Raw genomic sequence first — 14,887 nt, forward strand, 5'->3', positions numbered from 1 at the left:
GCCGCCCTTCCTGCGTTCAATGTTGCTTATGCGAGATCGTGGAGTCTCTTAGCGCAAGCCGGCGATATAGTCGGCCACCGCGCGCATTTCAGCCGTCGACATGCGCTGCGAGAGCGTGGTCATTTGCGGGCTGTTGGCGCGGGTGCCACTCTTGAATGCTTCGAGCTGGGCGGTCGTGTAATCCTGGTGCTGGCCTGCAAGGCGCGGATATTGGGCGGGGATGCCGCTGGCGTTGGCGCCATGACAGCTGGCACAGGCCGCCACGCCACGCTCGGCGATACCGCCGCGATAGATCTTGCGGCCCAGTTCAACGGTGTCCTTGTTCTTGGCCGCGCCCGGCTTGTGCGCCTGCGCCGCCAGCCACGCCGCGATGTCTTTCTTCTCGGCGTCGGTGAGCATCTTGGCGTAGGTCGTCATGATCGGCTGCTGGCGGTTCGGGGTCGTGAAATCGACCAGTTGCTTGTGCGTGTAGCTGGCGAACTGGCCCGACAGCTTGGGATTGGCAACGATGGACGAATTGCCCGCCGCGCCATGACATGACACGCAGGCTGGCAGGCCGCGCGCCGGGTCGCCCGCATCGTACAGCGCGCCGCCCCGGGCCGGATCGGCCTTGACGGCAGGCGCTGCAGCGGGCGCCGCTGCTGTTGCCGCCGGGAGTCCCCCGAAAACAGTTAGTGTGACCAACAGTGTTTTGAGCAGGGGGGACGACAAGCGGTTCATACTAGCACCTTGAAAAAGTCAATAATTGAAGGTTCAGTGCAGCGCCCTTGATTGCTTGGGCCATAGGGCTGGCAGGCAGCAATCAACCCCTTATTGTACAATAGCTTTGTTTCTCCAACGCCATTTCGTAGTCCTCTTATACCTTCTCCCCCAATGTCCAGATTATGGCAAGCCCGGTTCTTTACGACCGTGAATCAGTTGCGCGACCTTCCCGACACCAATGTGCCGGAAATCGCCTTCGCCGGGCGCTCCAACGCCGGCAAATCCACAGCCATCAATATCCTCACGAACCAGAAGGGTCTGGCGTTCGCGTCGAAGACGCCAGGTCGCACGCAGCACATCAACTATTTCTCGATCGGCGGCGCCCACGTGGGCCAGCACCGCAAGGACGCGGTCCGGGTCGATGAAATTGAAGCGCTGCTGGTCGACTTGCCGGGCTACGGTTACGCCGAAGTGTCGGGCACGGCCAAGCTGCACTGGCAAAAGCTGCTGGGCGATTATGTCCAGCGCCGCGACCAGCTCGCTGCGCTCATCCTGATCATGGATTCGCGCCGGCCGTTCACCGACCTGGACGTCCAGATGCTTGAATGGTTCGCCCCTACCGGCAAGCCGATCCACTGCATCCTGACCAAGGCCGATAAGCTCAACCGCAACGAGTCGACCAATGCCCTGCGCGAAGCGCGCGGCGTGCTCGAAAGCTACGTCGATGAAGATGGCGTGGGCTTCCCGTTCACGGTGCAGCTGTTCTCGGCACTCAAGCGCATCGGCATCGAAGAAGCCGACGCCAAGATCCTGGCGCTGGCCGGGCTGGACGGCGTTGCTGGCGAGTACGAGGGTGACGAAGAAGAAGAGCACGACGAATCTGGCGCGCCGTCGGCGGACGACGATCAAACCTCCGCCTGATCCTGCAAGGAGCCATTCGATGAGCATCATCACTTCCGCCTATCCGGCGGCCCGGCCGCGGCGCATGCGCCGCGATCCGTTCTCCCGCGCCATGATGCGCGAGAACACGATTACCGCATCCGACCTGATCTATCCCGTGTTCGTTCTGGAAGGCCAGAACGTGCGCCAGGAAGTCGGCTCGATGCCGGGCGTGGCCCGCGTCTCGCTCGACCTGCTGCTGAAGGTAGCCGAAGAATGCGTCGCGCTCGGAATTCCCGCGCTGGCCCTGTTCCCGCTGGTCGACCAGTCGGTGAAAACCTATGACGGCGTCGAAGCAACGAACCCGGACGGGCTGGTGCCGCGCGTGGTCCGCGAGCTCAAGCGCAACTTCCCCGAGCTGGGCATCATCACCGACATCGCGCTCGACCCGTACACGACCCACGGCCAGGACGGCCTGCCGGACGAGAACGGCTATATCGTCAATGAAAAGACGATCGAGATGCTGGTCAAGCAAGCACTCACCCACGCCGACGCCGGCGTGGACATCGTCGCACCGTCGGACATGATGGACGGGCGCATCGGCGCAATTCGCACCGCGTTCGAGGCGCAGGGCCATATCCACACGCGCATCATGGCGTATTCGGCCAAGTATGCGTCGGCGTTCTACGGACCGTTTCGCGATGCGGTCGGCTCGTCGGCCAATCTCGGCAAGGCCGACAAGAACACCTACCAGATGGACCCGGCCAACAGCGACGAAGCGCTGCGCGAAGTGGCGCTGGACCTGGCCGAAGGCGCCGACATGGTGATGGTGAAACCAGGCATGCCGTACCTGGACATCGTGCGCCGCGTAAAGGATGAGTTCAGGGTGCCGACGTTTGCCTACCAGGTCAGCGGCGAGTACGCGATGCTCAAGGCAGCCGCGCTCAATGGCTGGCTGGACCATGACAAGGTCATGATGGAATCGATGATGGCGTTCAAGCGCGCCGGCGCCGATGGGGTGCTGACGTACTTCGCGCTGGATATTGCCCGCAAGTTGAAAGCGGGTTGATCGTCTCCATACCAACAAAAAACCGTGCCAAGGCACGGTTTTTTTACGTCGGTCCCATTACCCTCCCGGTGGCGGGCGGTACTCCGGGAACATTTCTTTGTACAAGAACTCGGTCAGGCGTGCTTCGTCTGCAGGCCGCGCGCTGAGCTTGACCACGCGACCCAGGCGGTGCGAATCCCACTCGAAGTCGCCGGTCTTTTCCTTGCGGATCAGCTCGATCATTTTCTTGATGACGGCTGTTTCGATGTCGCGTGCGCTGCCCTGCTCCACCGTGACCGCCGTCAGCCAGCGCCGCTTGAAGCTCGGGTTCCAGCCGCGGAACTTCAGGTCCATCGAGTTGAACGTCTTGTTCGACACCGAGAAGATGCCGCCCGACTCGTTGCTGTCATCGCGGCCGCGGCCGTTGATTGCGGCGATGTTGGCCAGCGCGTTGCGGTTGCCGCGCACGGCGTCGCTTTCCGGGGTTTCCACTTCGCTGCCGGTCGGCGCGCCGCGGCGCTCGCGCTGCGCTTTGACGTAGGCGGCCATGTCCATGTCGGGCGGGACTTCGGTCTTTGGCTGCGGCGGCTGTGGTGGTGGCGGCCTGCGCTCGACCGGCTTTTCGTCGGGAATCGTGATCGTATCGGGCAGGCGCTTGACGATGACGCGCTCCGGCGGCGTTGGCCGCGGCGTTTCTTGCCGGGGCGTTGGCTTCGGCGCCGGCTTGGGCTTTTGCTCACGCTGCGCCTTGGTCGGCTGCTGCAGCGGCTGGACAAAGAAGACGTCGGTTTCGCGGTCGGACGCCGGACGCGCAGTCTTTTGTTCTTTTTCGGGCGGCTTGAAGATGAAGATCGCGAGCAGCAGCAAGTGCAGCACGATTGTGCCGATCAGGCCGCCGCGCTTGGAGCCCTCGCGCTCGTAATGCGGCCCCGGGCGTACCAGTGGCTGCCCGCAGTGGGAGCAAACTTCGCTGTCCTGATTGTAGGAGTGGGGATGGTCACGCAAGGTAGATCGGTATCCTGGAAGCGACGTCTAAAAAAACAGCAGAGGGGGCAGTCTAACCGTTTTACAGTACCAACGCATCACGCCAGCGAGTGGACTGCACCGCTGCTGGCGTTGATGGTTGTTACCAAATGTTTCCAAGATTAAGCATGATGGGCAACCGGAACATCGTCGGCCTTCGCGAGCTGGTCGTCCGTCATCGGTCCCGTGCCACTGAAGCGGTCCAGGTACAGGTAGATGACCGGCGTGATGTACAGCGTGATGACTTGCGAGAAGATCAAGCCGCCGCACACCGCCAGGCCCAGTGGCTGGCGCAGCTCGGCGCCGGCGCCGATGCCCAGTGCGATCGGCAGCGCGCCCATCAGCGCAGCCAGCGTCGTCATCAGGATCGGCCGGAAGCGCAGGATGCACGCTTCGCGAATCGCCTCTTGCGGACTCATGCCCAGCGTGCGCTGCGCATCGAGCGCGAAGTCGATCATCATGATGGCGTTCTTCTTGACGATACCGATCAGCATCAGGATGCCGATCATCGCGATCAGCGTCAGGTCCTTGTCGAAGATCCACAGCGTCAGCAGCGCGCCGACCGCTGCCGACGGCAGGCCGGCCAGGATGGTCAGCGGGTGGATATAGCTTTCGTACAAGACGCCCAGCAGCACGTAGATGACGCCGATGGCCGTCAGGATCAGAATCAGCTGGCTCGACTGCGTGTCCTGGAACACGGCCGCGTCACCGCCATAGGTGGCAATCACCGAGGCTGGCAACTTCATCGCCGTGCCCATCTGTTCGATGGCGGCGGTGGCGTCGCCCAGCGGCACGCCCGGCGCCAGGTTGAACGACAGCGTGATCGCCTGCAATTGCCCCTGGTGATTCACTTGCAGCGGACCGACCGTGCGGCGCACGGTGGCGATGCTCGACAGCTTGACCAGGTCGCCCGACTTGCTGCGCACCGACACGCGCGACAGCGCTTCGTCGTAGTAGCGGTCGCTGGCGGCCGCTTCCAGGATCACGTAGTAGCTGGCGGCCGTCGAGTAAATGGTCGAAACCTGGCGCTCGCCGAACGACGCGTACATCACGGTGCGGATGTCGTCCATCTCCAGGCCCAGCAGTGCAGCCTTGTCGCGGTCGATGTCCACGGTCGCTTGCAGGGCCTTGTTCTGCGAGTCGCTGTTGACGTCGCGGAAGCGCGCATCCTGCCGCATGCCTTCCAGGAACCGTTCGGCCCAGCCGCCGATTTCGCCGCCCGAGACGCTTTGCAGCGTGTACTGGTAGCGCGCCTTGCTCTGGCGGCCGCCCAGCTGCAGGTTTTGCTGGGGCGACATGAATACCTGCACACCCGGCACGGCGCGTGTGGCCTTGCGCAGGTCGTCGATCACGAGGTCCATCGGTGGGCGCTCGCCGCGGGGTTTCAGTACCAGGAACATGCGGCCCGTATTGCCGCCGCCGCTGAACGAGGTCGTGTCCTGCACGTACGGATTGGCGCGGACGATGTCGACCACCTTGCCCTGCAATTCGGCCAGCGCGACCGACGACGTGTCTTCGGACGCTTCGACGTTCACGCGGATCTGGCCGATGTCTTCTTCGGGGAAGAAGCCCTTTGGCATCGTCATGTACAGCACGGCGGTCAGCACGAAGGTGCCCAGCGCCAGCATCAACACCAAAAAGCGGTGGCGCAGCGCGGTGTCGAGCGTGCGGCCGTAGCCGTTATGCACATTGGTGAACATGGCTTCGAAACGGCGCCCGATCCACGACATGTCCTTCGGATCCACGTGGCCGCCATCCTTGAGCAGGCGCGAGCACAGCATCGGCACGAGGGTCAGCGACACGATCGCCGACACCATCACGGCCAGGCCAACGATCACGGCAAATTCGCGGAACAGCAGGCCGATCACGCCCGGCATGAAGAAGATCGGGATGAACACGGCCACCAGCGAAATCGAGATCGAGATGATGGTAAAGCCCATTTCGCGCGCGCCGACGAGCGACGCGTGCATCGGCTTTTTGCCCATCTCCATGTGGCGCACGATGTTTTCCAGCACCACGATCGCATCGTCGACGACCAGGCCGACGGCCAGCGTAATGCCCAGCAGCGAAATATTGTCGAGGCTATAACCCAGCCAGTACAGCAGCGAGAGCGCACCCAGCAGCGAGATCGGCACCGTCACGGCTGGAATGAACGTGGCCGCCGCGCGGTGCAGGAACAGGAAGATGACCAGAATCACCAGCATCACCGTGCCCAGCAGGGTCAGGTTGACGTCGTGGATCGCTTCGCGAATCGACAGCGAGCGGTCGTTGACGAGCTCGATCTTGATCGAGGCCGGCAATTGCCCTTCGAAGCGGGGAATCAGCGCGCGCACGGCGTCAACCACCTCGACCGTGTTGGCGTTGGGCTGGCGCTGCACCATCAGCGAGATCGAACGTTCGCCGTTCAGGCTACCCATGGCCTTGACCGACTGATAGCTGTCCTGGACGTCGGCGATGTCGCGCAGGCGCACTGGCATGCCTTCGCGCGTGGCGACGATCAGGTTGGCAAAATCGGCCGCCTTCATCAACTGGCCGCCGCCCTGGATCGTCAGCGCCTGGGTCGGGCCATCGAGGATACCCAGCGGCGTGTTCGAGTTGGCCGCGCGCAGTGCTGCTGCCAGCTCGTCCATCGAGATATTGCGCGCGTTCATCAGATCGGACTTGGCGCGCACGCGCACGGCAAAGCGCTTGCCGCCGTTGATCGAGACTTGCGACACGCCCTGCACGGTCGAGATCGCTGGCGAGATCAGATTCTCTGCGTAATCGTTCAGCTCCGACAAGTCCATCGACGGCGAGGTCAGGTGCATGAACAGGATCGGGGCGTCGGCCGGATTGACCTTGCGGTAGGCCGGCAGTTCCGTCATCTCGAGCGGCAGCCGGCGCTGCGCGACCAGCAGCGCCGCTTGGACGTCGACTGCGGCCTTGTCGACATCGATGGCGGTGTCGAATTCCAGCGTGATATTGGTGTCGCCCTGGGTGCTGCTCGACGTGATCAGCTTGATGCCGGCAATGGTCGAGAACTGTTTCTCGAGCGGCAGCGCGACCGACGAGGCCATCGTCTCGGGACTCGCGCCCGGCAGGTTGGCCGAAACGTTGATGACCGGCGTGTTATAGCTCGGCAGCGCGGCGACCGGAATCTTCATGTACGACAGGATGCCCACCAGCACCAGGCTGATCGACAGCAGCACCACCATCACGGGACGGCGGATACACAGTTCGGACAGGTTCATGCCTGTTCACCCTGCTTGGGTTGCGCGGTGGAAGCCGGCTTTTCGGTGGCAGGCTTGGCCGCCTGGGCCAGGCGCACCTTGCCGCCCGGCCGCAGGTTCTGCTTGCCTTCGGTGATCACCTGCTCGGCGCCGGTCAAACCCGTGACGGCGGCGTGGTCGCCAAACGCATACACGCGCTTGACCGGCACCTGGCGCGCCGAGTTGCCTTCGGCCAGCACATAGACGAAGGTGCCGTTGGTCGACGTGATGATCGCCGTCTGCGGGATCACGAGGGCGTCCTTGAGCGTTTGCACGACCACGCGCGCGGTCACGTACTGGCCCGGCCACAGGCTGGTGTTGTTGTTGGAGAATTCACCCTTGACGCGGATGGTGCCGGCCTGCGCATCGACAGCGTTGTCGATGAAGCTGAGGCGCCCGGCGACCGGTTTCGCGTCGGCGCCGCTCGTCACGTGGACGTCGACATTGCCGGCTTTCTGAGCGCCGAGCAAGGCGCCGAGCGTCGATTCCGGCAGCGTGAACGAGACATTGATCGGGTCGAGCTGGGTGACGGTGGTCAGCGACGTCGTCATCTGCACCAGAGCGCCCGGATGGACATCGATGGCGCCTACCCGGCCCGACATCGGCGCGCGGATCGATGTATAGCTGGCGCTGACCTGGGTGGCGCGCATCGCGGCCTGGTTCGACTGCACGAGGGCGCGCTGGGCTTCCACCTGGCTCAGCAGCGAGTCGAGCGCGCTCTGGGCCAGGAAGTTCTGCGACACCAGTTCCTGGCTGCGCTTGTACTGGCGGTCCAGGTCGGCCAGCGTGGCGCGGTCGCGCGCCACCTGCGCCTCGGCGCGCGCGACATTGGCCTGGTCGGCGCGGTCATCGAGCGAAAACATCAATTCGCCTTCCTTGACGAACTGGCCTTCACGGATATGGACCTTGCGAATGGTGGTGACGGTCTGCGGATGCAGGTTCACGGTGCGCACCGGCGTGACGGTGCCGTTGGCAAACAGCTCGACGCCGACATCGCGCCGCTCGGGCTTGACCACATTGACGGTCACCGGTGGCTGGCCGCCGCCGGCCCCCTTGGCGCCAGGCCCCTCCGCCTTGGCCTCATGGCCCTGATTGAAGTACCAGCCGCCAGCGACAACCAGCGCCGCCACGACGGCGATGACGCCGACATTCTTCTTGTTCATGCTTGTCCCTTGCCGCCAGTGCCGACGGCTCTCTCAGTGATGCTGCCTGGTGATGTTGCTTAGTGATGCTGCTTGTTGATGTGGCCATTGCGCGCGCGCATTGTCCCACACTGTCGTTACGGCTTTATTTTGCTTGTTGGTTTTTTTCTATTTGTTCGGGTAATACGTGGGCAGCATCAGCGTGACTTCCAATCCGCCTTCCGAATGGTTGGCCAGGCTGATGCTGCCGCCGTGCTGCTCCGTGATATTGCGTGCGATCGTCAGGCCAAGACCCGTGCCGCCAGATTCGCGCGAGCGCGATGTCTCCACGCGGTAGAACGGATCGAACACGCGCACCAGCTCGCTACGCGGAATGCCCGGCCCGCTGTCGCGGATGCGAATGCGCGCAGTGCCATTGGTGCGGTCGACGCAGACGCGTGCATCGCGCCCGTACTTGACCGCGTTGTCGATCAGGTTGACCAGGCAGCGGCGCATGTCGATCGGCCGGCCCAGCACCGCGATCGAGGCCTTGCCGGCCAGCGTCACGGTCTGGCCCGCATCGGTCGCATCGGCGCACACGGCTTCGAGCAGCGAGTCGAGATCGAGCATCTGCATCGTCTCGGTCGTGTCCATGCTGCGCGCCAGCACCAGGCCTTCGCGCACCATTTCCTGCATCGCCGACAGGTCGCCGATCAGGCGGTCCTGCAGGTCGGTGTCGCTCACCTTCTCGAGCCGCAGGCGCATGCGCGTGAGCGGCGTTTGCAGGTCGTGCGTGATCGCGGCAAGCATCTGCGTGCGCTGGAAGATGTACTGGCGGATACGCGCCTGCATCGCATTGAAGGCAGCGCTGGCCTGGCGGATCTCGATCGCGCCGACCAGGTCGAGCGGCGGGCGGTTGATGTCCTGGCCCAGGTCTTGCGCGGCTTGCGCAAGCTGCTTGAACGGGCGCGCGGTCATGCGTGCCACGAAGTAGGCCAGCACCGCGATGCTGACCAGGAACATCCCGAGGATGATGCTCGTGTCGACATCCTCACCGACCAGGCGCGGCGGCAACACCGACAGTTGCAGCTCGGCGCCATCGCGCAGCCGCACGTCGATCGACTCGCAGGCGCCCTCCCACTTCATGCTCAGCAAGCCGTACATCACCGGCTGCGTTTGCACGACACCGCAGGCAGTCGGGCGCGTTGCGCGTGAGGCAACCAGATAGCCCTTGCCCAGACGCTTGGCCAACGACGCGGCAAACGGCGTCAGGGGCACCGCTTCCGGCGGCATGTCGCCCACCTGCAGCTGCAGGCCCGGGCGATTGGCGACATCGAGGTAGATCGAGCGGGCCGACGCCGGGACGATCTCGGTGGCCATGATCAGCTGCTCGGCGCGTTCGAGCACGTGCGCATCGCGCTGGTTTTCGAAGTCGCGCAGGCGCTGGTAGTCGGCCGCCAGTTGCGTCAGCGCGGCCGAGGTCAGAATGCCCAGCAGCAGCGTGAGGAACACGCGCCCGGTCATCGACCCGAAGAAGGCTTTCACGCCGCCGGCTCCACGGTGACCTGGCCGGCCAGCACGTAGCCGCCGTTGCGCACGGTCTTGATAATCTGCGGCATGCGCGCGTCTTCGCCGAGCTTCTGGCGCAGGCGGCTGATCTGGATGTCGATCGAGCGGTCGAACGGATCGGCGTCGCGGCCCTGTGTGAGGTTGAGCAGCTGGTCGCGATTGAGCACGCGGTTCGGGTGTTCGAGGAACACGCGCAGCAGGCGGAACTCGGCGCCCGAGAGCATGATGACGATGCCGTCCGGGTTGAGCAGGTGGCGCGCGGTCAGGTCGAGCGTCCAGCCCGAGAAGCGCATTTGCTGCACGTTTTCGGATGGCGTATTCGACGGCATCGCGTGCGAGCGGCGCAGCACGCTACGGATACGCGCCAGCAGCTCGCGCGGCTCGAACGGTTTCGGCAGGTAGTCGTCGGCGCCCATTTCCAGGCCCAGGATGCGGTCAAGGGGTTCGTTGCGGGCGGTGAGCATGATGACGGGCAGGCTCGAGGTGGCGCGCAGTTTGCGGCACAGCGTCAGGCCGTCGTCGCCGGGCATGTTCAGGTCGAGCACGATGAGGTCGGGACGCGTTTCGTCGAGCGTCTTCCACATCGCAGTGCCGTCGGCGGCGCCGAGCGTCCGGTAGCTGTTGGACTCGAGGTAGTCGGCCAGCAGCGTGCGGATGTCGCGGTCGTCGTCGACGATCAGAATCGTAGAGGGATTATCCATAACCGCAATTATCCGAATTTATGACAACCCCGGCGGAAGTATTTGTATCGCTGTGTATATGCCGACAGGCGCGAAACATATGGATACAAAGTGCCCGGCAGGGGAAATCCCATGGTTACAGTTTTGACCCAGGATGGGTCCTGTGCAGCGAGCGTTTCGGATGCACTTCACCAGACTCTCACACAAAGGACCTACCATGAACACCCTTCGCAAACACCTCGTGATCGCTTTCACCGCTGCCGGCCTGTTCGGCGCTACTGTCGGCGCCCAGGCCCAGAGCGCTGCCCCGGCCGAGGGCCGCCAGGCATCGACATTGACGGCTGAACAACGCCTGGCCAAGAAGGCCGAGTGGCAAGCCAAGGCGGGCGAGCGTCACGCCAGGATGGCGCAAAAGCGCGCCGAGCATCAGGCCAAGCTGCAGGCGTCGCTGAATCTGACGGCCCAGCAAAAACCGGCCTGGGATGCCTTCGTGGCCAGCCGCGCGCCCGTGAAACACGGTGAGCGCGCCGGCCGCGGCGACCGCGCCGCCTGGGCCAGCCTGAGCGCGCCGCAACGCATGGAAAAGCAGATCGCGATGCAGAAAGCGCGCACCGCGCACATGGAATCGCGCCTCACCGCCCTGAACAGCTTCTACGCGGTGCTCACGCCAGAGCAGCGCAAGACGTTTGATGCGCAGGCCCAGCAGCGCAAGGGCGGGCGTCATCAGCAACACCATCGCGCCAACGCATAAGCGCTTGCCTCACCTGAAGCCGGCGACCCACGCCGCCGGCATTCATTGTTTCAGACGTTCCAGCGACGTCGAAAACTTCTCTGCATTCTGGTAGCCGATCACGCGGCTATCGGCAATCTCCTTGCCCTGCGCATCAAACAGGATGATGCCCGGTGGCCCGAACAGGCCAAAGCGCTTGAGCATTGCCTTGTCGGCCGCATCGTTGGCGGTCACGTCAACCTGCAGCAGCGCGGTATTGGCCAGCTTGGCCTGCACCTTCGGATCGACGAAGGTGAACTTTTCCATCTCCTTGCACGACACGCACCAGTCCGCATAGAAGTCGAGCATGACGGTCTTGCCGGCATTGGCGGCCAGTGCGGCGTCGAGCTGATCCACCGTTTTGATACGGGTGAACACCAGCCCGTGGTGTTGCGGCGTGCCGCTCAGGTGCGCCAGAGGCGCGAATGCATCGCGTCCGCCACTGGCCACGCCGACGAGCTGCATACCGCCCATCAGCGCGAACGCGGCGCCAAAGGCCATCGACGCCCAGTGGCGCGTGTGGCGCAGCAGATAAAAGCCATAACCCAGCAGCAGCGCGGCCCACAGCAGCATCTGCGCGACCGGCGGGATCACGGGCGAAACGAGCCAGATCGCCATCGCCAGCATCAGGACGCCAAACAGGCGCTTGACCGACTCCATCCATGCACCCACGCGCGGCAGCAGCGAGCCGGCCGACACGCCCACCAGCAACAGCGGAATGCTCATGCCCACCGCCATCGAGAACAGCGCTGCGCCGCCAAGAAACACGTCGCGCGTCTGGCTGATGTAGACGAGCGCGCCGGCCAGCGGTGCCGCCACGCAGGGACCGACGATCAGCGCCGAAATGGCGCCCATTGCAAACACGCCGGCCAGCTTGCCGGACTGCTGGCGGTTCGACACATTGCTCAGGCTGGTCTGCAATGCGCCTGGAAGTTGTAACTGATAGAAACCGAACATCGACAGCGACATCGCCACGATCAGCAGCGCGAAGGTGCCCAGCACCCACGGGTTCTGCAATGCTGCGGCCAGGCCTTCGCCGGCCAGGCCTGCGCCAACGCCCAGCAGCGTGTAGACGATTGCCATGCCCAGCGAGTACGTCACCGACAACAAAAAGCCGCGCGCACGGCTGACGTTCTTGCCTTCGCCCACGATGATCGACGACAGGATCGGCACCATCGGCAGCACGCATGGCGTGAACGCGAGGCCCAGGCCCAGCAGTATGAACGCGGGGACGATGGCGAGCAGGCTGCCGCCGCCGAGGATGCCGGCGATGTTGGAGAGGTCGGATTGTGCTGGTGCTGCTGCCGGGGCTGCTGCCGGGGTTGCTGCTGGTACTACTGCGGCGGCTGGCGGGGTGGCAGTTGCGGCGGCGGCTAACGCGGTCGGCGCGCTCTCGGCGGTGGGCGTTGACGACAGCGGTGTCGACATGCCGCCCTGCGGGGCTGCGGCGCCGATTGGCAGCGCCGGTGCGGCGGCGCCGCCCTGCCCTGCGCTCAGGCTGGCCGTGTGATCCTGCGGCGGATAGCACAGGCCGGCGTCGGCGCAGCCCTGGCCCGTGGCCGTCAATGTGAACGCGCCATCGCCCTCGACCGGGATGCGGATCGTCAGTGTTCCCTTGTAGGTTTCCACGTCCTTCTCGAACGTCTGGTCGTACTTCACGGTGCCCGGTGGAATGGCCGGCGTGCCCAGCTTGACCGCCGGATTGCTCGACTTGAAGGCGAAGCGCTCGCGGTACATGTAGTACTTCGGAGCGATCGTGTACGTGACTTCGGCCGTCTGCGGATCGGCCATGCGTGCTTCGAACTTGAAGGCGATGGCGGGATCGAGAAATTCCTCGGCGGCGCGGCCTGGTGCGGCAACGAACAGCGTGAAGAAGGCGAACAGCGTCAGGCAGGCAGCAAGCCAGTGCCGTGCAGGGAATCGGAGCATGGAGGTCGAGTCAGTTGTAATAAGGCACGGGCATGGTACACCGGCTGCCAAAGGTGCGCAGAAGAGGCTCGATCGACAGGCGAAAAAAAACCAGGCCGAAGCCTGGTCTTTTCAACGACAGTCGATTACTCGGCGGTCGGTGCTTCTTCTTCCGAAGTCACTTCTGGACGATCCAGCAGTTCAACGTAAGCCATTGGTGCATTGTCGCCAACGCGGAAACCCATCTTCAGGATACGCAGGTAGCCGCCGTTGCGGTTTGCGTAGCGCGGACCCAGCTCAGCGAACAGCTTCAGGACCATTTCGCGGTCGCGCAGGCGAGCGAAGGCCAGGCGCTTGTTTGCCAGGGTGTCGGTCTTGCCCAGGGTCAGGATCGGTTCGATGACGCGACGCAGTTCCTTGGCTTTTGGGACGGTGGTCTTGATGGCTTCATGACGCAGCAGCGAAACAGTCATGTTGCGCAGCATTGCCAGACGGTGGGACGAAGTACGATTCAGCTTACGAAGGCCGTGACGGTGACGCATGGTAATTCCTTTCGGGTGTTTTCAATGCCAGTTCTTCGATCGTTCATGCCCTGATTACAAGGCACGTCCGCGGACCGGTTCAGTTAGGGTTGTTTTACTACGCTTTTTCATACAAAAAGGATCTGGCTCTGCCAGTCCTTTTTGGCTGTTCCACCCGAAAGTAGGTGTGTACTTTCGGGTGAATATTCTTACTTCTCCAGACCGGCAGGTGGCCAGTTCTCGAGCTTCATGCCCAGGGTCAAGCCACGCGAAGCAAGGACTTCCTTGATTTCGTTGAGCGACTTGCGGCCCAGGTTTGGCGTCTTGAGCAGTTCGTTTTCCGAACGCTGGATCAGGTCGCCGATGTAGTAGATGTTTTCTGCTTTCAGGCAGTTGGCCGAACGGACGGTCAGTTCCAGGTCGTCGACTGGACGCAGCAGGATCGGATCGACCAGCGGTGCGCGCGATGGCGCTTCCGCAGCGGCTTCGGTGCCTTCCAGAGCAGCGAATACGTTCAGCTGATCGACCAGAACGCGGGCCGACTGGCGGATCGCTTCTTCTGGCGTGATGACGCCGTTCGTTTCGATGTTGATGATCAGCTTGTCCAGGTCGGTACGCTGTTCGACACGTGCCGATTCAACAGCGTACGACACGCGGCGCACTGGCGAGAACGAAGCGTCCAGGATGATGCGGCCGATGGTCTTGTTGGTGTCTTCCGACAGACGACGGACGTTACCTGGCACATAGCCACGGCCTTTTTCGACCTTGATCTGCATGTCCAGCTTCCCACCGGCGGTCAGGTGAGCAATCACGTGATCCGGGTTGACCAGCTCGACGTCGTGCGGCAGGTCGATGTCCGATGCCAGGACGGCGCCTTCGCCTTCCTTCTTCAGGGTCAGGTTGACCGAGTCACGGTTGTGGACTTTGAAGACCACGCCCTTCAGGTTCAGCAGCAGGTCGACGACGTCTTCCTGAACGCCATCGAGCGACGAGTATTCATGCACGACACCAGCGATCGTCACTTCGGTCGGCGCGTAGCCAACCATCGACGACAGCAGCACGCGACGCAGTGCGTTGCCGAGGGTGTGGCCATAGCCACGCTCGAACGGCTCCATCACGACTTTCGCGTGGCCGGCGCCCAGTGCTTCGACGTCGATGATACGTGGCTTCAACAAACTATTTTGCATGAACGTAGTCCTTTTCAATACCCTCGGCTCGTTACACCGATAAGGCTGATGGCTTGATGGAAAACGCCTGCCGGAGCAGGCGGTAAAACGAATTGGGTTACGACGGTGAAGAGGAAACTTTGATTCCAGAGAATTCGCTGTTCTTTGCAAGTGCCGATCCGGGATCGCTGCGCTTGCACAACCACTCCGTCGTTCCCGCGTAGGCGGGAACCCAAGTTTGCGACTTCGAATG

The 14,887-nt window shown here is 63.3% G+C and carries 12 protein-coding genes; 3 read left to right on the forward strand and 9 right to left on the reverse strand.

What is annotated here, in order from left to right; genetic code table 11:
• Positions 1 to 48 precede the first annotated feature (48 nt).
• On the reverse strand, positions 49 to 720 hold the full coding sequence (locus HD842_RS10645) for a c-type cytochrome (protein ID WP_183554202.1): 672 nt from the start codon (positions 718 to 720) through the stop codon (positions 49 to 51).
• Positions 721 to 873: 153 nt separating this feature from the next.
• Between HD842_RS10645 and yihA the strand changes: the two genes are divergently transcribed.
• Together yihA and hemB are read left to right on the forward strand one after the other, a co-directional pair.
• Positions 874 to 1,623 carry a ribosome biogenesis GTP-binding protein YihA/YsxC gene (gene yihA / locus HD842_RS10650; RefSeq protein ID WP_183554204.1) on the forward strand — a complete coding sequence of 250 codons (750 nt, stop codon included), beginning with the start codon at positions 874 to 876 and terminating at the stop codon, positions 1,621 to 1,623.
• A gap of 19 nt (positions 1,624 to 1,642) precedes the next feature.
• Positions 1,643 to 2,650 (forward strand): porphobilinogen synthase, encoded by a 1,008-nt coding sequence (hemB, locus tag HD842_RS10655; RefSeq protein WP_183554206.1) that lies wholly within the window; start codon positions 1,643 to 1,645, stop codon positions 2,648 to 2,650.
• A gap of 57 nt (positions 2,651 to 2,707) precedes the next feature.
• Here the strand turns inward: hemB and HD842_RS10660 are convergent, their stop codons facing one another.
• From HD842_RS10660 to HD842_RS10680, 5 genes are all read right to left on the reverse strand, one after another.
• A complete protein-coding gene (locus HD842_RS10660) occupies positions 2,708 to 3,634 on the reverse strand; it encodes a hypothetical protein (RefSeq protein ID WP_183554208.1) in 927 nt (308 codons plus the stop codon).
• A gap of 140 nt (positions 3,635 to 3,774) precedes the next feature.
• Positions 3,775 to 6,882, reverse strand: coding sequence for an efflux RND transporter permease subunit (locus tag HD842_RS10665; RefSeq protein ID WP_183554210.1), 3,108 nt, complete (start codon positions 6,880 to 6,882; stop codon positions 3,775 to 3,777).
• On the reverse strand, positions 6,879 to 8,063 hold the full coding sequence (locus tag HD842_RS10670) for an efflux RND transporter periplasmic adaptor subunit (protein ID WP_183554212.1): 1,185 nt from the start codon (positions 8,061 to 8,063) through the stop codon (positions 6,879 to 6,881). Before HD842_RS10670 ends, HD842_RS10665 begins: the two co-directional genes overlap by 4 nt.
• A gap of 147 nt (positions 8,064 to 8,210) precedes the next feature.
• Positions 8,211 to 9,566, reverse strand: a complete 1,356-nt coding sequence (locus HD842_RS10675; protein ID WP_183554214.1) for an ATP-binding protein — start codon at positions 9,564 to 9,566, stop codon at positions 8,211 to 8,213.
• Positions 9,563 to 10,291, reverse strand: a complete 729-nt coding sequence (locus tag HD842_RS10680) for a response regulator (RefSeq protein WP_183554216.1) — start codon at positions 10,289 to 10,291, stop codon at positions 9,563 to 9,565. Before HD842_RS10680 ends, HD842_RS10675 begins: the two co-directional genes overlap by 4 nt.
• Before the next feature lie 196 nt (positions 10,292 to 10,487).
• Here HD842_RS10680 and HD842_RS10685 point away from each other — a divergent pair, with 196 nt between their 5' ends.
• Entirely contained in the window at positions 10,488 to 11,021 is a 534-nt protein-coding gene (locus tag HD842_RS10685) for a Spy/CpxP family protein refolding chaperone (RefSeq protein ID WP_183554218.1), read from the forward strand.
• Positions 11,022 to 11,063: 42 nt separating this feature from the next.
• Here HD842_RS10685 and dsbD read toward each other — a convergent pair whose 3' ends face one another.
• From dsbD to HD842_RS10700, 3 genes are all read right to left on the reverse strand, one after another.
• The gene (gene dsbD, locus HD842_RS10690) at positions 11,064 to 12,968 is read right to left on the reverse strand and encodes a protein-disulfide reductase DsbD (protein ID WP_183554220.1); all 1,905 of its coding nucleotides are present in this window, start codon (positions 12,966 to 12,968) and stop codon (positions 11,064 to 11,066) included.
• A 125-nt stretch (positions 12,969 to 13,093) separates the two neighbouring features.
• Positions 13,094 to 13,489: a 50S ribosomal protein L17 gene (rplQ, locus tag HD842_RS10695; protein WP_183554222.1), complete on the reverse strand. Its 396-nt coding sequence runs from the start codon at positions 13,487 to 13,489 to the stop codon at positions 13,094 to 13,096.
• A 188-nt stretch (positions 13,490 to 13,677) separates the two neighbouring features.
• Positions 13,678 to 14,655, reverse strand: coding sequence for a DNA-directed RNA polymerase subunit alpha (locus HD842_RS10700; protein WP_159627930.1), 978 nt, complete (start codon positions 14,653 to 14,655; stop codon positions 13,678 to 13,680).
• Positions 14,656 to 14,887 lie beyond the last annotated feature (232 nt).

The sequence above is a fragment of the Massilia aurea genome, from assembly GCF_014200505.1.
Classification (GTDB): Bacteria; Pseudomonadota; Gammaproteobacteria; order Burkholderiales; family Burkholderiaceae_D; genus Telluria; species Telluria aurea_B.